The following is a 16,523-nucleotide window of genomic DNA, read 5'->3' as shown; positions in this document are numbered from 1 at the left end:
TGTTACTTTTGCGGCGAGGCAAACCGAGGAACGAGGTTCACTGAATCCTTTAAAAAACAATAAAAATCAATGAAGTAAAAGTAAGCCCCGCTGGCAGGCGACGAATCAAAATCAAAGCCCGCGACGGCGCAGCCGGCGAAAAACACCAAACGAGCGCAGCTCGTTCTTTGCGGCTCGAGAGTGAGAAAAATCCGGTTACACAGGAAATTATAAAGGAAAAAGATTTTGCGGCTAAAAGAAAATAGCCCGGATAGCGGCAACTAGCCTTTCGCAGAAAAAACCGAATTTTTCTAAGTTTAAAACAGCGACCGCAGGAAGCTCGTTTTAAACCCTAGAAAAACCGGTTTTTGCAAAAAAGCTAGTGCCAGGTAGCCGGAAAAAGCTCCAAAAAAAACAGAAAAAAGCACTACTTTTGCCCGCTGCAAAAGCGAAACAAAATGGGAAGCAAAAACAAACTCAAAAGATTCAGGGAAAACGAAACGTTCGCCAACGTAATCCAGCCGAATCGCGACGAAGTCATTTCGAACACGTTTCAATTGAAGGGAAAGTGGAATTCGGAGTATTTCAAAAACGAAAATCCGATCGTTTTGGAATTGGGCTGCGGCAAAGGCGAATATTCCGTGGCTTTGGGCGAGAAATTCCCCGAGAAGAATTTTGTGGGCGTCGACATCAAAGGCGCTCGTTTTTGGAGAGGCGCGAAAACGGCTGTCGAAAACGGAATTTCAAATGTCGCTTTCCTCAGAACGCAGATCGAGTTGATCGACAAGCTTTTTGCCGAAGGAGAAGTTTCTGAAATCTGGATCACTTTTCCAGATCCGCAAATAAAGTATAAGCGCACCAAGCACAGAATGACCAACATGGAATTTTTGGCGCGTTACAAGAAAATTCTTGCATCTGACGGAATCGTACACCTCAAAACCGACTCCGAGTTCATGCACGGCTACACTTTGGGCCTTTTGCACGGACAAGGCCACGAGGTTTTATATGCCAACCACAACATTTATAGAAACGAAGGTGCGCCCGAAGAAGTGACCGGAATCCAGACATTTTACGAGTCCCATTATTTGGAACAGGACAAACCTATTACGTATATTAGGTTCAAAATCAAGTAACATGCAATACGTTTTGTCATTGTTCATGGGCCTTTGCGCCTCGATTGCGGGAATCACGCCTCCCGGATTGCTGAACATGACAGCCGTAAAGATCAACCGCAGCGAGGGAAATTCGCGGGCGTTGGTTTTTGCGCTCGGAGCATCGCTGGTTTTGGCCATCCAAAGTTTCATTGCCATCATCTTTGCCAAATTTCTCGACAAGCATCCGGAGATAATCCTCAAGCTGCGCGAGGCCGGACTCGTGATTTTTACAGGACTGACGTTGTATTTCCTGATTTTCGCCAAAGCGTCCAAACCCAAGAAAAAAGTCGTCAAGTTCAAGAGCAAGAAAAGCCGTTTCTTTTGGGGCGTTTTGCTATCGAGTCTGAATTTCCTAACGATTCCGTTTTATGTGTTTTTGAGTCTGATGCTGGCGTCGTATCAGGTTTTTACCTTTGAATTGCCTTTCGTCTCGATTTTCGTGTTTGGGATTTTCGTCGGAACGATGGTCGGATTCTACTTCTTCGTGACCTTTTTCGAAAAGATGGAACACCGCACGACTTTTATCGTGAGAAACATGAACTACGTCATCGGATCGATTACCGGAATCATAGCGTTGATAAGCCTTGTGAACGTGATCCAAAACTACAAGTGATGGCCGAAGTCAACCTGTTTGAGCGCATTTACGAAATCGCCCGACAAATTCCATACGGGAAAGTCACGTCTTACGGCGCAATCGCAAAGGCAATCGGCTCGGCTCGCTCTGCGAGAATGGTCGGATGGGCGATGAACAATTGTCCCGAAGACATTCCGGCGCACAGAGTCGTGAACAGAGTCGGCGTCCTCACGGGAAAACACCACTTCGAAGGCACGAATCTGATGCAGCAACTTCTCGAAAGTGAAGGCGTTTCGGTCAAAGACAATCAGGTCGTGGATTTTGAGAAATATTTTTGGCAGCCGGTTGTTCAGTAGCAGATTTGAAGTGGCAGTGGCAGAAGCAGAAGCAGAAGCAGAAGCAGTGGCAGAAGCAGAAGCAGCGGCTGAAGTAGAAGCAGCAGCATTGTTGTGAGTAATTCACGATAGCGATATTCGTGAATTCGTGGCCAATCGCCGAAAATCAAAAATCTGTGAGATCCGAGACCAAGGCGAAGCGAAGGAAAATCCTTGAATCCAAGGTAAAAACGGACAAAGTTCGAATAAACTTCAAAGTGAATTAATTTTGAACAACGAACAACGAACAACGAACAACGAATAACGAATGTTGAAGTTTTACATCACCAAACAAACCACAAACTCCGTTTTCCCATCGCGTGGCGCATAATTCAAATAACCGCCATGCGCCTCAACGATATTTTTCGAAAGCGTCAGCCCAATTCCCGCACCGTCTTTTCGAGTGGTAAAAAACGGCAGGAAAATCTTGTCGCGAATCTCTTTTTCGATGCCTTTTCCCGTATCTGAAATCCCGATGAACATCCGATTCGGCTCTGTCCAAGACTCGAGATAGATTTTTTTCTCCGGTTTTTCCTTTAGCGCCAAAATGCTGTTCGTGACCAAATTGATAAAAACCTGTTCCAGCTGTTGCGCATCGACATTGGCCGCGGTCACGAAATTCACGTTGTTTTCTACCGAGATTCCTTCCTGTTTCAAAATCGGCGACATGACGCTCAAACATTGCTTGATGAGTTCGTTGAGATTCGTTGGAATTTTGATCGGAGTCGGAAGCATCGTAAGCTTTCTGTAATTCTCGACGAAAAATGTCAAGTGATTCGAACGGTTCACGATGGTCGCCAAACCTTCGCGAACGTCTTGCAGGTCGTCTTGTTCGAGGTTTTCGTGCTGCACCAAATCGTTCAGACTTTGCGACAAAGATTGAATCGGCGTAAGCGAATTCATAAGCTCGTGCGAAATCACGTTCATAAGATTTACCCAAGCCTGTTTTTCCTTTTTTTCGACGACTTTTTGGATGGAATCGAGCAAAACCACATAATAGACATCGTCGAAATTTTGTGATTTGGACGTTTGGATCGAAAACGTCTGCAGTTCGCCTTCGTCCAGACGAATTTCTGCCGACGACTTGATCTCGGAAAAATCGTGCTGCTCCAAAATCTCGGCAAAAGATGGAATTTTCGCCTTCAGATGCGACCAATTCCGAAACTTCGGAACACCGAAAAGCTTCGAAAAATAGGCGTTCATCAAAAAAACCGACCAATTTTCATCAGACTTTTTCAAAATCAGGATCGCCGTATCGACATTGTCCAAAATCGAGGTGAAAACGAAGTCGCGGGACGAAAGCTCAAACTGCTTTTTCCTGGAAACCTGATACAGATTGTACAAATTCGAATAATTGCCGGATCTGTAACTTTCGGGCAATTCTGACGAAAAATCGCCGTGCAGGATCGAAAGGATCGTCTTGTCGTAAATCAGCGCACGGTTTCTCAGGTGGAAATACATTTCGACAAGGCAAATCGCGCACACAAAAATCGACAAAGCGGTGTTGTAAGGCATTTTTGCGAACCCAAAATAAGTGCCCAAACCGAGCAAGATCACGATCGCGAAAACGCGCAGGAAAAGTGCCGTGTGAAATCTCATTTTGTTCCGATGTTGTATTTTTCCATGCGGCGATACAAGGCCGGACGCGACAATCCAAGTTCGTCGGCGGTTTTGGAAATGTTGCCCGAATGTTTGATCAAAGCTTTTTCGATGGCCTGTTTTTCAAGATCGGAAAGTGGATTTTCCTCGTCCAATTTAATCTCGGGCTTATATTCGAAAATGTCAAGATCGGATACAGAAATCTTGCCCGAATCGTTCAATATCACGGCGCGCTCGATCTTGTTCTCAAGTTCACGGATATTTCCCGGCCAAGGATAACGCTCGAGCCAATTGAGATTGCTTTCATCGAACTGCAAATCGCGCAGGTTGTATTTTTCCATTTTGTCCGAAAGCAGGAATTCGGCCAGCGGCAAAATGTCCGACTGTCGCTCGCGCAAAGGCGGAAGCGTGATTTCCATCGTATTTATCCGATAGAACAAATCCTCGCGAAACTGTTTTTTCCTGACTTCCTCAGACAGATTCGCGTTCGTCGCCGAAATGATCCTCACGTCAAGCGGACGCGGTTTGCTCTCGCCCAATCGCACGACGGTTTTCGTCTGTAAAACCGACAATAATTTCGCCTGTAAATGCAGCGGAACATTCCCGATTTCGTCCAGAAAAATCGTTCCGCCTTGAGCGGTTTCAAAACGTCCGGCCGTGTCGGTTTTTGCGTCGGTGAACGCGCCTTTCGCATAACCGAACAATTCGCTTTCGAATAAATTGTCAGACAGCGAACCCAAATCGACGTGCACGAAAGGTTGGGTTTTTCGGTTGGAATTTTGGTGGATGTATTCGGCAAACACGAATTTCCCGGTTCCGTTTTCTCCCAGCAAAAGCACGTTCGCGTCCGTTTTCGCGACTTTGTCGGCAATTGAATACGCCTGTTTTATTTTAGCCGATGTTCCGATGAAATACGATTTATCACCCGAAAATTCGACGGGTTTTTTCTGGCGTCGCCTGCTTTCGGAAACTGCTTTTTCGACAATTTCCAACAATTTCGAATTGTCCCAGGGTTTCATCATATAGTCGAATGCCCCGATTTTTATGCCTTCGACCGCGGTTTCAATTTTTCCGAAAGCCGTCATCAGGATCACGCAAGTGTTCGGATACAGATTCGCAATCTCGCGCAGCCAGTGAATGCCTTCGCGTCCGTCCTCAAATCCTATCCTATAATTCATGTCCAGCAACACGACGTCTGGTTTGGTCTCGGCCAAAAGTTGGTAAAGCGTTTTGGGATTGCTCGTGCTGTGAATGGTTTCGAAGTGTTTTTTAAGCGCCATTTTTGCCGCGAACAAGATTTCTTCCTGATCGTCGACAATTAAAATCGTGGCTTGCTTTTTCCTCATGTTCGTGGACTGTCCGCTTGTGTACGTTCACTGTCCGAAATCGGACACCTGAAACTAAATAAAAACCTGTAAGTTGTTGTAATTCAGTAAAATGAAATTCTATTTTTTACTGGCACGATTCTGACAAATGTGAATGTGAAAAACAAAACAATCATGGATACCGTCATCAACCGTAAAAGTAGAAAATTAAAAATTGCGACCCTTGCAGGCGTCGTAATTTTGGCCTTTTCGCTTATGGCCTACTTCTCTTTTTCGAAAAAGCGTTCTTTGAATGTGACGGCTTCAGAAATCATGATCCGTGAGGTTGCCGAAGAACAATTCGAGGATTTCATGACGTTCGAGGCCAGAGTCGAGCCGTTGCACACGATGTTCGTAAATATCGTCGAAGGCGGATCTGTCCAGGAGATTTTCGCCGAAAACGGAACGCACGTCGAGAAAGGACAAGCGCTCGCCAAAATGTACAACCCTAATTCAGAACTCGGTTATATGACCCAGGAAACGGCGATCATCGAACAAATGAACAACCTGAACGTCGGGAAACTCAACATCAGGAATCAGGAATTGGGCCTGATCAAGGATTTGGCGAGTATCGAACACGATTTCAACGACGCCAAACGCTTGTACGAACTCAACAAAACCTTGTTCTCGAAAGACGTGATCTCTAAAAACGACTGGAACAAATTTCAGGAGGATTTTCGCTATCAGACGGAAAGACGCGACCAAATCAAGCAAAGCGTGCAACGCGAAAAAGCCACGAACAAAATCCAGGTTGCACAAATCGACAGATCGATTGCCACGATGGAAAAGTCGCTCGAGATTTTGCGCCAGAACAAAAAGAATTTCCTGATCACGGCCACGGAATCAGGAACGTTGACCTCGTTCGAGCCGATTATCGGAAAAACGTATCAAGCGGGCGAAAGCATCGGAAAAATCGACTTGCAACAAGGTTACAAATTGGTTGCGGACGTCGATGAATTCTATCTCGAGAAAGTCGCATCTGGACAAAAAGGAAACATCGAAATCAAAGGACAATTGGTGGAAGTCACCGTAATCAAAGTACTTCCCGAAGTAAAAGGCGGCCGTTTTCAAGTGGAATTGGCGTTCCCGAAAGAAGCGAAATTGGCGTTGCAACAAGGAACGTCGTTTGGCGTTCGGTTGACTTTATCCGGAAAGGAAAAACAACTCGTGATCCCGAAAGGCCAATTTTTCACCGACACTTCAGGCAAATGGATTTTCGTGGTAAACGGAAAAAAAGCCGAAAAAAGACAAGTGAAACTAGGACGCGAAAATCCCGATTATTACGAGGTTTTGTCGGGCTTGAAGGCCGGCGAGAAAGTGGTCGTTTCTTCCTATGTCGATTATAAGGACGTCGAAGAACTGGGGTTCAATTAATAATTAAAAAGAGTTTCAATCATCAATCAAATCAAAAATCAATCAAAATGAAAAATCTAATCAAAATTGCAATCTTGTTCGTGGCCATTTCCGCGTCGGCACAAACCAAAAACATCAAGACTTCGGGCACACAATTCGTGAATGGCGTTGAAGGTAAATCGTGGAGCAACGCCACTTCGCTGTCAGGAACTGTCGATAAATTCAAGGATTTCACGGGCGAAACTTACGTCACGTTCTTTAGCGAACTTCCGGCGAAAATTGCGCTCGATTATGTGCTGACCTTGACAAAAGGTGAATGTGAAGTCGTATTTTCGGGCGAAGAAAACACCTGCAATCTTGCCCATATTTCCCTTCGGGCGCGCGGCACGGGCGTCAACAACAATATGAAGACTTTCAATCTCGAGCCCGGAGTCGAATATCGGTTGACGTTGAAAGGCGAAAATGCGAAGGGGAAATTCAAGTGCAATTGGACAGAAATCGACTGATAATTAATAATTAGTAATGAGTAATGAGTAATGAGTAATGAATAATGAGTAATGAGTAATGAGTAATGAGTAATTGAAAGTTGACAATCACCAATGAAAAGCAAAATTACATCTAAGAATAAAAACCTGGGCAAGGCGCGCCAATTGTTGATTATTATTTATTCCTTATTGATTACCTCGGTTTCTTTGGCGCAATCGCGTGTGTTTTCCTCGGATATCGACAATTTCTGGAACGCTTATGACGCGATTTCCAAAACGTCAGATAAGGCGCAAAAACTCCAGCTTATCAACGAAATTTACATCGAAAAAGGCACTGACGGATTGCGCTCGTTCATGAAAGTCAGGAATTATTCCGATACGCTTTGGGTCGAATTGATTGCGAAATATCCGAAGTTCTGGAATTCGGTGCGCGCGAACACTTTCACGATCAAGTCGAAGGAAGCCGAAATCGAGCAAGCGATCGCGAACTTCAGGAAACTTTATCCGAAGCTGCGTCCGGCGAACCTGTATTTCACCGTTGGCGGATTGCGATCCGGAGGAACGGTCGACGGCGACAAAGTGCTCATCGGAACCGAAATCGCCACAGCCGATGCCAAGACAGACGTGTCCGAATTCGAGAACGACTGGCTCGGAAATGTCTTCAAGAAACAAAGTTTGGACAATGTCGTGTTCCTGAACGTTCACGAATATGTCCATACGCAGCAAAAACAAGGCGCCGAAACGGTTTTGGCAAGTTGCATCCAGGAAGGTTCTTGCGATTTCATTGCCGAATTGGCGACCAAAAAACCGCTTGAATCATTCTATTTGACCTACGGAAAAGCGCACGCCGACGAAGTCAAAAACCGCTTTAGACTCGAAATGTTCACCGACAATACCGCAAATTGGCTTTACAATGGCACGCAAAAAGGTGAAGCATCCGATTTGGGTTATTATGTCGGATATGAAATCTGCAAACGGTATTACGAAAAGGCCAAAGACAAGAAAAAAGCCGTTTCGGAAATTATTGATCTCGAGTATTCCGATGAAAGTAAATTGCTTGAATTCGTACAAAAATCAGGTTATTTCAAAACGCCGATCGTGAAATCTGAAATCGTGAAAGAATACGAATCGCTTTGTCCCGAAATCGTTTCGGTCGGGCCATTCCAGAACGGCGAGAAAAGTGTTTCATCGAACCTGACCGAGTACACGATCACGTTTTCCAAGCCGATGAATCCGAAGGCTTATTCGATGAACTATTCGGAAGAATTCGGTAAAAACGGCTGGCCGATCACAGAAATAATCGGGTTTTCGAATGAGAACAAAACCGTGAGGATCCGAATGAAACTCGAACCCAAAACAGACTATGGATTCGTCATCACCAACCGCGGTTTCAAATCACAGGATGGTTTCAAACTCAGGAATGAAACTTACAAAATCCTGTTCAAAACAAATTAACAATGAACAATTAAACACCATCAATCATCATGATAACAATCAACAATCTCACAAAAGTTTTCAGAACCGAAGACGTACAAACCACGGCGCTCAACGGCATAAATCTCACCATTGATCAAGGTGATTTCCTGTCGATCATGGGTCCGTCGGGTTGCGGGAAATCGACTTTGCTCAACATCATCGGATTGCTCGACAGTCCGAGTGGCGGAAGCTACAAACTGCTCAACGACGAAATGGTCGGACTCAAGGAAAAAGACCGTTCGCAGGTTCGCAAGCACAACATCGGTTTCATTTTCCAGAATTTTAACCTGATAGACGAACTGTCGGTTTTCGACAACATCGAATTGCCACTTATTTACAATAAAGTCGCGGCTCCTGACCGAAAAAAGAAGGTCGAGGAAATTGCCGAAAAACTCGGGATTTCGCATCGGTTGAAACATTATCCGCAGCAACTTTCTGGCGGACAACAACAAAGAGTCGCCGTCGCAAGAGCTTTGGTGAACGATCCGAAAATCATCCTTGCCGATGAACCGACGGGAAATCTCGACTCGAAAAACGGAAACGAAGTCATGGAATTGCTCACCGATTTGCACGCGAAAGGCGCGACAATCCTAATGGTGACGCACTCTGACTACGACGCCTCTTTTTCCCAGCGAACGATTCACATGAAAGACGGAGTTGTCTTTTCCGAGAAAACGAACCAACGCAATGTCGACGTTTTCGTGGACGCGCAAAAAGCCTGAGCCATGCAGAAAGTCATCTTTAAATTCACTGCAGTCGTGGCTTCGACCATCGCAAGTTTGACATCGGGTCCAAAAATCGAGTGTCCGAAATTGCTCCTTCCGGAAATTCGCGTCGAAAAAATCAAACCGATCGAATCGCCCGAGCTTCCAAAGACATTGTCCAAAACCAAAACCGCATTGTCATGATCAAGAACTGGATAAAAGTCTTCATTTACCATTTGAAGCAGAACAAATTGTTCTCGATCCTGAACACTTTGGGCTTGGCAATTGGCATAAGCGGAATCATTTTCGCGGTTTTGTACTGGAACGAGGAACATTCGTACAACGCCTGGAATCCAAACAAAGACGACGTTTTCCAGGTCGTGAACAACGTAAGTGCCGATATGAGTTGGCCGTATTCGAGCGAACCTTTGGGCCGTTATCTCAAAGCGCAAAGTCCGGAGCTCGTGAGTTATTGTTACACCGAAACCGGTTACAGAAAGGAAAGCATCAAGTTCAAGGACAAAAAATTCGTGATCGAGAAAGTCGTCGATTCACAACAGCCGTTTTTCGATTATTTTCCGTTTGAGTTCATCGAAGGAAGCGCGACGTCGGCTTTGAGCGACGAAAACAGCATAGCATTGGAAGAAAGTATCGCCAAGCAGATTTTCGGGAACGAGAAAGCCGTCGGGCAACAACTTTCGCTGTCGAACAAAACCCACATCGTGCGCGGCGTTTACCGCATTCCCGGCAAGTCTTCGATCGCTCCGAACATCGTGACGCGAGACATCGAACCGTATTTGCGTGAGAACAAGGACCAATGGGGAAATTTCAACTTCAATTTGTTTCTGAAGCTCAAAAATCCATCCGATAAGGAAAAAGTGATTAAGCAGCTCGAACGAATCTACATCGTGAACCGCACGGCCAAATATGCCAAGGAAGAAGGCATGACGCTCGAGGCTTTCATCAAGAAACACGGCAAAACCGAGGTTGAACTCGAATCAATTGCCGAAGCGCGCCTCAACTCGAGAGTAGACGGTTATCCCGAAGGAAAAGGCAACTACAAATTCCTGCTGATCATGGCCGGATTGTCAGTGATGATCCTGATTTTGTCGATCGTGAACTACGTGAATCTGGCCACGGCAAGTGCGATCAAACGCGCAAAAGAGGTTGGCGTTCGCAGAATCATCGGCGCAAGCAAATCGAATATCGTGCTGCAATTCCTTACAGAAACCGTTTTCACCACGATTTTCTCGATTTTGCTCGCATTGGCGATCGTAGAATTGGCGCTTCCGCATTACAATGAATTTCTCGGGAAAAATTTGCAGATGAACGGAAGCGAATTCTTCCTCAAACTCGTCGCGATCTTTGCCATCGTGATCGTCTTCGCCGGAATTTTCCCTGCGGTTTACGTCTCGAATTTCGAAACGCTGAAAGTCTTGAAAGGCAACTTCGGACGCAGCAAAAGCGGTGTTTGGATCAGGAACGGAATGTTGGTTTTGCAGTTTGCGATCGCCGCATTTTTTATCATCGGAAGTCATATCGTCTATGAACAAGTGCATTTCATGAGCACGAAAGACATGGGTTTCAAGGGCGATCAGGTAGTCGATGTGATTTACAGGAATCCATACGATTGGCACCAACCCGATTACCAGAAAAAACTCGTGATGCGTTACAACACGGTCAAGGCCGAATTGCTCAAGATGCCTGGCGTGAAAACCGTTGCCGGTGGCGCTTTTTCTTTTGGGAACGACGCCAATTCGTCTTCTGGTTTCGATTACAACGACATCCAGATCCAGGCGAAAAACATGGCAACCGATTTTGAGTTTATGGACATGATGCACATCAAGCTCGCCAAAGGCCGCAAGCTTTCCTCAAAATTCGCTTCGGACACGATTTCGTCCGTGCTTATAAACGAAACCGTGCAGCGCATGATGAAGGAGAAAAAACCTATCGGGAAAAAATTCAAATGGAACGGACGCGACTTCGAGATCGTGGGAATCGTCAAGGATTTCCACATCGCCGGACCGCAAAACGAGATTCCGCCGATGTTGCTTTTTCACTACAAAACCGTCGATTGGATGATCAACAATACCAACCACATCATGGTCAAGATCGATCCGGCACAGTCGGAGGCCGCTTTGGGCGCGATGGCAAAATTCTGGACAAAAAACGTCGATACCGAATATCCGTTCACTTACGATTTCGTCGACAAGAATTTCGAGCGCACTTACAAGAATTTCGTGAACCAACGCGATTTGTTCGAGCTTTTGAACGCCGTCGTAATCCTGATCGCGCTTTTCGGACTTTTCGCCCTGGCTTCGTTCTCGATTGAAAGACGCATGAAGGAAATCGCGATCCGCAAGACTTTGGGAGCAGAAACCAGCTCGCTCTTGAAGGAATTGTCAAAGCAATATCTCATCTTTTGTGTCGTCGGATTCGCCATCGCCTTTTTCCCGACGCGTCTGATCTTGTCCAAATGGCTCGAAGATTTCGCTTACCGAATTCCAATTACGGCTTTTCCGTTTTTCCTTGGATTCGTAGTTTTGGCCTCGCTCACTTTGGCGGTTGTCGTCGCAAAAGCTTATAAAGCGACACGCGTGGACGTTTTGCAATATCTCAAATACGAATAACATGAAACACTTTTTTACAATCGGACTGGTTTTTGTCGCGGCCATTTGTTTCGGACAAAAGAAACTCAAGACAATCGAATCCGGAATTGCCAACATCGACGTTCGCGACGGATCGAAACTGAGAAAAGGCGCCTGGCGGATTTCCTCGGAAGTCAGTCCGGACGAATTCGTGACCTCGAACGATCGCGTCACGTTTTTCACCGACAAAGATTCGATCACGGTAAAAGTCAACAAGCAAAAACCAACCGATTTCATCATCAAATTCGACGGAAAGGAAGCGTTGACGAGAATTTCGTACCAACCAAGTTTTCTCGACAAACTCAAATCGGCTTCAAAATATGACGCGAAAGAGCAACAGGATTTTCCGGCCTATTCCTTCCAATCGGCAGATGACGCTTATTTGGTGAGCATCCGAAATAAGTTCAAACTCGATTCGATCGCGGGCGAAGGAAGTTCGACTTCACGCATCCTGAATCTGATGCATTGGATGCACAACACCGTGCGCCACGATGGTTCAAGCAAAAATCCAACTTCGCGAAATGCCCAAGATTTGGTCGCGATCTGCAAAAAGGAAAATCGCGGACTGAACTGCCGAATGATGGCCATTGCATTGAACGAATGTTACTTGGCACTCGGAATAAAATCCCGCTATGTGACGTGCATGCCAAAAGAAGAACAATTCGACGATTGCCACGTGATCAACAGCGTTTTTGACGACGAATCGAAGCGCTGGATCTGGATCGATCCGACGTTCGACGCTTATGTGATGGACGAAAAAGGCCAATTGTTGGGACTTTCCGAAGTTCGCCAGCGCCTCATAAATGGAAAAACGCTCCTTCTGAATCCCGAAGCCAACTGGAACCGCGAGGAAACGCAAACGGCCGACTATTACCTTTACACGTACATGGCCAAAAACTTATACCGAATCGAAACTCCTGTTCGCAGCGAGGCGAATTTCGAAACGTGGCGTTCAGGCCACAAAGTCGAGTATGTGCAATTGCTTCCGCTTGACGGATCTTGGAAAAAGAAGGAAAAGCAAACCGAATTCAACACCGAAACCAAAACCGAATTCACGTACTTCCAGACGCACAATCCCGATGCATTTTGGGGAAAACAATAAATTGATCGGATCAAAGTTTACACTACGCTTTGTTTTTATATTTGTTTGGAACGGTGGGAATTCCCGCCGTTTTTTTATTTTCACGAAAAACTGAAGAATGCACTTCCAAATCGTTTATAACGAAGCGAAATACCGTCGGAAATCTCACGTCATCTTCGATAAGATGTGGGAGAAATCCCGGAAAAATGTTGTCCGCAGCCTGGTTTCCGCTATCGTTCTTCTTGGTTTGGGAATCGCGATCGTGGTTGGAAAAAGTAGCTTGGGTTTGCTCCTTATCGGATTCGGAGCTTTGTACATTTTTGTACTTCTCAAAAACGCAAGTCTTTATAAACAAAGAAAAAAAGCGATGGATTTGGGCATTTCGCGCGCCAAAGCAAAGATGAAGCCCGAAGATGCGATCACGACGATTTCCTTTTCGGATGAATTCTTGCTAACCCAAAACGCATCGTCAGAACACAAACTTTCTTGGAAATATTTCGACTACTATCTCGAAACCGAAAATGTGCTTTATCTGGTTGGCGGTTCGGTCACGGGATTCGCATTTTCTTTTGATGAAGTCGGAGCCGAAACCTATTCGCAAATCAAGGATTTTCTCGATTCGAAATTGCAGAAACGCGACCGAATCGGGTAACTTTCCAAAATCACGACGACTCATTTTACAACCCGGAACCGTTTTTTTTGATAATTAAATTGCCGATCATGGAAAAAATAGTGAGTTTGCTGCTTTTGGTTTTGACATTTGTGTCGTGTTCCGATAAACGGTCGGCCGAAACAAATACTCCGACGGTCGAAAAATCAGCGGACATTGGAGCGAAAGTCGATAGCGCGATGAAAAATTCGCCTTACCGAAACTCCGGAAAATTCTTTGAAATCCGCGGGTTTAAAATGTATGTCGAAACCTATGGAAAAGGCGATCCGATCCTGATGCTTCACGGAAACGGTGGCGACATCAACAACTTTGTGTTCCAGATTGGCTATTTTTCGAAAGACCACCTCGTTATCGTGCCCGAAAGTCGCGCCCAAGGCAAATCTGTCGACAAAAAAGATTCGCTGAGTTATGAAATGATGGCAGACGATTTCTCGGAATTGTTGCGTCAGATGAAAGTACAAAAAACCGACGTAATCGGTTGGAGCGACGGCGGAATCGATGCTTTGCTGCTCGCACAACGCCATCCGGAACAAGTAGAGAAACTGGCGATAACGGGCGCAAATCTTCGTCCGGACGCCACGGCGATCGAACCTTCCGAATGGAAAAACATGCAAAAAGGGTTTCGCGAAATCGAGGCGAAAGTCAAATCCGGGAAAGCCAATTCTGCCGATTCGCTTTCATACAAATTACAGAGACTGATGGCCGAAAATCCGCACATTTCGACTCTTGATCTGTTGAAAATAAAAGCTCCTACGTTGGTCATAGGCGGCGACAACGATATGATCCGCCCCGAACACACACTTGAGATCTACCGCGGCCTGCCAAACGCCGAACTTTGGATTTTACCCAATTCCGGACACGCGACGCTTTGGTCTTTTGAAGCGGACTTCAATGCCAAAATCGCTGTTTTTTTTGAGCGCGCGTTTGTGAAGCGAAAGCCGGATCAGCGGTTTTTTTGATGATTGGTATTTCCTTTTGAAACTTTAGGAATTTTTACAGATTTTCTGTAATCGGATTTGGTGCGACTTCCTTACTTTTCTAACCCTGTCAGGGTTATAAACAGTGACAGGGTTGTCTTGGAAATTTTGGAAAAGTGCGGCTTAAAACCAAAAATCGGAAACAAAAAAAGCAGCCCAAAAGAGCTGCCTATCATCAATAATTAAACTTTTGTATTAGAATCTGTAACCGCCCGAAAGACTCAATCCGGCGTTGTGGACCTTATCGTTTCCGACATCGTTCACGTTCGAGACGCCAAGTTGCCCGCGAACACTGAAGAAAATGTTTGAAGCCAACTTGTACTCCACGTCTCCGATCACGCTGAAATCTACCGTTTTCAATTGGTCCTTTATATCTTCGGATTCCTCGCTGGTCGAGCCGCCGGAAACTGCGTCGAACTTTTGCTTCGCACTGACCAACACGCCAACCTGTGGCCCGAATCCGAAGCTGAGTCCGCGGACGTTTTTGAGTTCGTATTTGGCCAAAACCGGCACGTTGATGTAGGAAAGATTCACCCGGACGTTCTTGAAAGTCGTTCCGAAATCTGTTTCTTCATAGCCGCTTTTCGCTCCTTGAAGCGAATATAGAACTTCGGCTTGGAGCCCGAAACTTTCGTTGAAGTGATAGTTGGCGATGCCGCCCGCATGAAAACCCGGTTTTACCTCGGCATCTTCAAAATCGCCTGTGAATGTGGTGAGGTTTGCTCCGGCCTTAACGCCGAATTCCAATTTTTTGTCTTGTGCTTGCGCCGAAAAAGCGCTCACGGCAAAAGCTGCCGCGCAGAGAATGATTTTTGTCATGATGATTGATTTTGATTGATGATGCGGCAAATGTAAAAACCTCTGCAAACCACGCCAAATCTAGGTTCTTAAAGATTTCTTAAATGGTACAAACGGCCCATTTTGAAAGTTTTGGTGTTTTTTTTCATAGGAATTTTTATGGGAAAACGTTGTAGTGAAGTATCCGGAACCTTTATTTGTTTTGGATTGCGAAATCCGGCAGTCGACCTGTTATCGTCTGTTTGTTTCCAAAATGCTACTTTCGTCCGAAAAGAAATCAAGGTGTCGATTGTACCAACGCTGCTAAACGCCAACTTACCGTTCGAAAACCAGGAATTTACAAAGGAAAAATTCATGGCGTTGGCCGTCTTTGCGTTCGTTTACTTTATTCCTTCGTTGATTTCGAGAGGTAAAAAGCGATTTAAGCAAATTTTACTTGCGAATGTTTTTCTGGGTTGGACAGGTATTGGTTGGTTCGGAGTTTTGGTTTGGAGTTTGTTCGCTAAAGGTGACGAGGAAATTTCTGGTGATATCGATTAACTATGGAACTTTTTCTCAATATACCGAATATAGACGAGCTTGGCTCATCTTGCGTCAGCCGCAGAATTCACTTGGTTTTAATCGAAAATTTCGGGTTTGTCCATTTGCGCGAAACAACCAATTCGATCAAAAACCTTAACATTTTCTACAGAAAATCTGTAACCGAATCCCGGTTTTTTCCTCGAACTTCGGCCAGACCTAACAAATCTCGGAGATTTGTTAGGTCTTAGGAAAATGCGGCTTCCCACGGGTTTTCGATAGACCTTTTGCTGTTTCGAAGCACGGGTTTTCAACGCCAAAAGTTTCCGGTGACGGCGTTATGGAAACGGTTTTGGCGATTGAGGAAATTTGGTGTTTCGGAGACACATTTTTCCAAAGCGACAGCGGCGGAAATCGAGGCCCGAGCAGATAGTAAGTCGTTTCACAAAAATCTCCGGGCCCGAAGATTCAACGCAGTTAAAAATGTCAATAAACACTTTCCGATCAGTCCGGCATTTGAGCGTTTTGGCGGGCACCTGACGTCTTGGAAATTCGTGACCCGAGCAACGCGAACTGACGAGCTTGCGTAGTAAATTAAAGGCTGTTTGAGCGCCCCAAGAGAAAGTCGTTTCGAGAAAAAGTGCCCGCGAGTTCCTTTAATTCCCGAATTTCCAAGGCTGTCAGGTCGCCAAAATCGGTCGTGCCGCGAGCCTTTTTGTTACTTTTGCGGCGAGGCAAACCGAGGAACGAGGTTCACTGAATCCTTTA

General features: G+C 45.5%; 16 protein-coding genes. 13 read left to right on the top strand and 3 right to left on the bottom strand.

Going from position 1 to position 16,523, the window contains the following annotated elements:
* Window positions 1-437 precede the first annotated feature (437 nt).
* From trmB to EOO49_RS19125, 3 genes are read left to right on the top strand one after another with little or no spacing between them, the layout of a single operon-like run.
* Window positions 438-1,112 (top strand): tRNA (guanosine(46)-N7)-methyltransferase TrmB, encoded by a 675-nt coding sequence (gene trmB / locus EOO49_RS19135; RefSeq protein WP_290848714.1) that lies wholly within the window; start codon window positions 438-440, stop codon window positions 1,110-1,112.
* 1 nt (window position 1,113) lies between these two features.
* Complete coding sequence (locus EOO49_RS19130; protein WP_290848712.1) at window positions 1,114-1,746, top strand: lysine transporter LysE; 633 nt, start codon at window positions 1,114-1,116, stop codon at window positions 1,744-1,746.
* Window positions 1,746-2,063: an MGMT family protein gene (locus EOO49_RS19125; protein WP_290848710.1), complete on the top strand. Its 318-nt coding sequence runs from the start codon at window positions 1,746-1,748 to the stop codon at window positions 2,061-2,063. Before EOO49_RS19130 ends, EOO49_RS19125 begins: the two co-directional genes overlap by 1 nt.
* A gap of 297 nt (window positions 2,064-2,360) precedes the next feature.
* Here the strand turns inward: EOO49_RS19125 and EOO49_RS19120 are convergent, their stop codons facing one another.
* Both EOO49_RS19120 and EOO49_RS19115 read right to left on the bottom strand, forming a co-directional pair.
* The gene (locus EOO49_RS19120; RefSeq protein ID WP_290848708.1) at window positions 2,361-3,680 is read right to left on the bottom strand and encodes an ATP-binding protein; all 1,320 of its coding nucleotides are present in this window, start codon (window positions 3,678-3,680) and stop codon (window positions 2,361-2,363) included.
* Window positions 3,677-5,026 carry a sigma-54 dependent transcriptional regulator gene (locus EOO49_RS19115; RefSeq protein WP_290848706.1) on the bottom strand — a complete coding sequence of 450 codons (1,350 nt, stop codon included), beginning with the start codon at window positions 5,024-5,026 and terminating at the stop codon, window positions 3,677-3,679. The genes EOO49_RS19120 and EOO49_RS19115 overlap by 4 nt, the downstream gene beginning before the upstream one ends.
* Window positions 5,027-5,179: 153 nt before the next feature.
* On the opposite strand from EOO49_RS19115, the gene EOO49_RS19110 reads away from it, so the two are divergent.
* The 9 genes from EOO49_RS19110 (at window position 5,180) to EOO49_RS19070 (ending at window position 14,420) form a co-directional block, all read left to right on the top strand.
* Window positions 5,180-6,418: an efflux RND transporter periplasmic adaptor subunit gene (locus EOO49_RS19110; RefSeq protein WP_290848704.1), complete on the top strand. Its 1,239-nt coding sequence runs from the start codon at window positions 5,180-5,182 to the stop codon at window positions 6,416-6,418.
* Between the two features lie 47 nt (window positions 6,419-6,465).
* Window positions 6,466-6,903: a hypothetical protein gene (locus EOO49_RS19105; RefSeq protein WP_290848702.1), complete on the top strand. Its 438-nt coding sequence runs from the start codon at window positions 6,466-6,468 to the stop codon at window positions 6,901-6,903.
* 93 nt (window positions 6,904-6,996) lie between these two features.
* Window positions 6,997-8,337: a DUF2268 domain-containing putative Zn-dependent protease gene (locus tag EOO49_RS19100; protein WP_290848680.1), complete on the top strand. Its 1,341-nt coding sequence runs from the start codon at window positions 6,997-6,999 to the stop codon at window positions 8,335-8,337.
* A 29-nt stretch (window positions 8,338-8,366) separates the two neighbouring features.
* On the top strand, window positions 8,367-9,080 hold the full coding sequence (locus EOO49_RS19095; RefSeq protein WP_290848678.1) for an ABC transporter ATP-binding protein: 714 nt from the start codon (window positions 8,367-8,369) through the stop codon (window positions 9,078-9,080).
* Between the two features lie 3 nt (window positions 9,081-9,083).
* Window positions 9,084-9,266: a hypothetical protein gene (locus EOO49_RS19090; RefSeq protein ID WP_290848676.1), complete on the top strand. Its 183-nt coding sequence runs from the start codon at window positions 9,084-9,086 to the stop codon at window positions 9,264-9,266.
* Window positions 9,263-11,692, top strand: coding sequence for an ABC transporter permease (locus EOO49_RS19085; protein WP_290848674.1), 2,430 nt, complete (start codon window positions 9,263-9,265; stop codon window positions 11,690-11,692). Before EOO49_RS19090 ends, EOO49_RS19085 begins: the two co-directional genes overlap by 4 nt.
* 1 nt (window position 11,693) lies before the next feature.
* Window positions 11,694-12,812: a transglutaminase domain-containing protein gene (locus tag EOO49_RS19080; RefSeq protein ID WP_290848672.1), complete on the top strand. Its 1,119-nt coding sequence runs from the start codon at window positions 11,694-11,696 to the stop codon at window positions 12,810-12,812.
* A 97-nt stretch (window positions 12,813-12,909) separates the two neighbouring features.
* On the top strand, window positions 12,910-13,443 hold the full coding sequence (locus tag EOO49_RS19075) for a YcxB family protein (protein ID WP_290848670.1): 534 nt from the start codon (window positions 12,910-12,912) through the stop codon (window positions 13,441-13,443).
* A 68-nt stretch (window positions 13,444-13,511) separates the two neighbouring features.
* Window positions 13,512-14,420 (top strand): alpha/beta hydrolase, encoded by a 909-nt coding sequence (locus tag EOO49_RS19070; RefSeq protein WP_290848668.1) that lies wholly within the window; start codon window positions 13,512-13,514, stop codon window positions 14,418-14,420.
* 213 nt (window positions 14,421-14,633) lie between these two features.
* Here the strand turns inward: EOO49_RS19070 and EOO49_RS19065 are convergent, their stop codons facing one another.
* Complete coding sequence (locus EOO49_RS19065) at window positions 14,634-15,257, bottom strand: porin family protein (protein ID WP_290848666.1); 624 nt, start codon at window positions 15,255-15,257, stop codon at window positions 14,634-14,636.
* A 138-nt stretch (window positions 15,258-15,395) separates the two neighbouring features.
* Here EOO49_RS19065 and EOO49_RS19335 point away from each other — a divergent pair, with 138 nt between their 5' ends.
* On the top strand, window positions 15,396-15,776 hold the full coding sequence (locus EOO49_RS19335; RefSeq protein ID WP_366927249.1) for a superinfection immunity protein: 381 nt from the start codon (window positions 15,396-15,398) through the stop codon (window positions 15,774-15,776).
* Window positions 15,777-16,523 lie beyond the last annotated feature (747 nt).

The organism is Flavobacterium sp., assembly GCF_004295795.1.
Classification (GTDB): domain Bacteria; phylum Bacteroidota; class Bacteroidia; order Flavobacteriales; family Flavobacteriaceae; genus Flavobacterium.
The sequence above is the reverse complement of the archived record's forward strand: the minus strand, read 5'-3'. Positions and strand labels throughout refer to the sequence as shown.

What these genes read in the sequence shown, in the direction of transcription:
- EOO49_RS19075 (WP_290848670.1), top strand. Translation starts at nt 12,910, where the DNA reads ATGCACTTCCAAATCGTTTATAACGAAGCGAAATACCGTCGGAAATCT.
- EOO49_RS19115 (WP_290848706.1), bottom strand. Translation starts at nt 5,026, where the DNA reads ATGAGGAAAAAGCAAGCCACGATTTTAATTGTCGACGATCAGGAAGAA.
- EOO49_RS19335 (WP_366927249.1), top strand. Translation starts at nt 15,396, where the DNA reads ATGGGAAAACGTTGTAGTGAAGTATCCGGAACCTTTATTTGTTTTGGA.
- EOO49_RS19095 (WP_290848678.1), top strand. Translation starts at nt 8,367, where the DNA reads ATGATAACAATCAACAATCTCACAAAAGTTTTCAGAACCGAAGACGTA.
- EOO49_RS19085 (WP_290848674.1), top strand. Translation starts at nt 9,263, where the DNA reads ATGATCAAGAACTGGATAAAAGTCTTCATTTACCATTTGAAGCAGAAC.
- EOO49_RS19090 (WP_290848676.1), top strand. Translation starts at nt 9,084, where the DNA reads ATGCAGAAAGTCATCTTTAAATTCACTGCAGTCGTGGCTTCGACCATC.
- EOO49_RS19070 (WP_290848668.1), top strand. Translation starts at nt 13,512, where the DNA reads ATGGAAAAAATAGTGAGTTTGCTGCTTTTGGTTTTGACATTTGTGTCG.
- EOO49_RS19100 (WP_290848680.1), top strand. Translation starts at nt 6,997, where the DNA reads ATGAAAAGCAAAATTACATCTAAGAATAAAAACCTGGGCAAGGCGCGC.
- trmB (WP_290848714.1), top strand. Translation starts at nt 438, where the DNA reads ATGGGAAGCAAAAACAAACTCAAAAGATTCAGGGAAAACGAAACGTTC.
- EOO49_RS19120 (WP_290848708.1), bottom strand. Translation starts at nt 3,680, where the DNA reads ATGAGATTTCACACGGCACTTTTCCTGCGCGTTTTCGCGATCGTGATC.
- EOO49_RS19125 (WP_290848710.1), top strand. Translation starts at nt 1,746, where the DNA reads ATGGCCGAAGTCAACCTGTTTGAGCGCATTTACGAAATCGCCCGACAA.
- EOO49_RS19110 (WP_290848704.1), top strand. Translation starts at nt 5,180, where the DNA reads ATGGATACCGTCATCAACCGTAAAAGTAGAAAATTAAAAATTGCGACC.
- EOO49_RS19130 (WP_290848712.1), top strand. Translation starts at nt 1,114, where the DNA reads ATGCAATACGTTTTGTCATTGTTCATGGGCCTTTGCGCCTCGATTGCG.
- EOO49_RS19080 (WP_290848672.1), top strand. Translation starts at nt 11,694, where the DNA reads ATGAAACACTTTTTTACAATCGGACTGGTTTTTGTCGCGGCCATTTGT.
- EOO49_RS19105 (WP_290848702.1), top strand. Translation starts at nt 6,466, where the DNA reads ATGAAAAATCTAATCAAAATTGCAATCTTGTTCGTGGCCATTTCCGCG.
- EOO49_RS19065 (WP_290848666.1), bottom strand. Translation starts at nt 15,257, where the DNA reads ATGACAAAAATCATTCTCTGCGCGGCAGCTTTTGCCGTGAGCGCTTTT.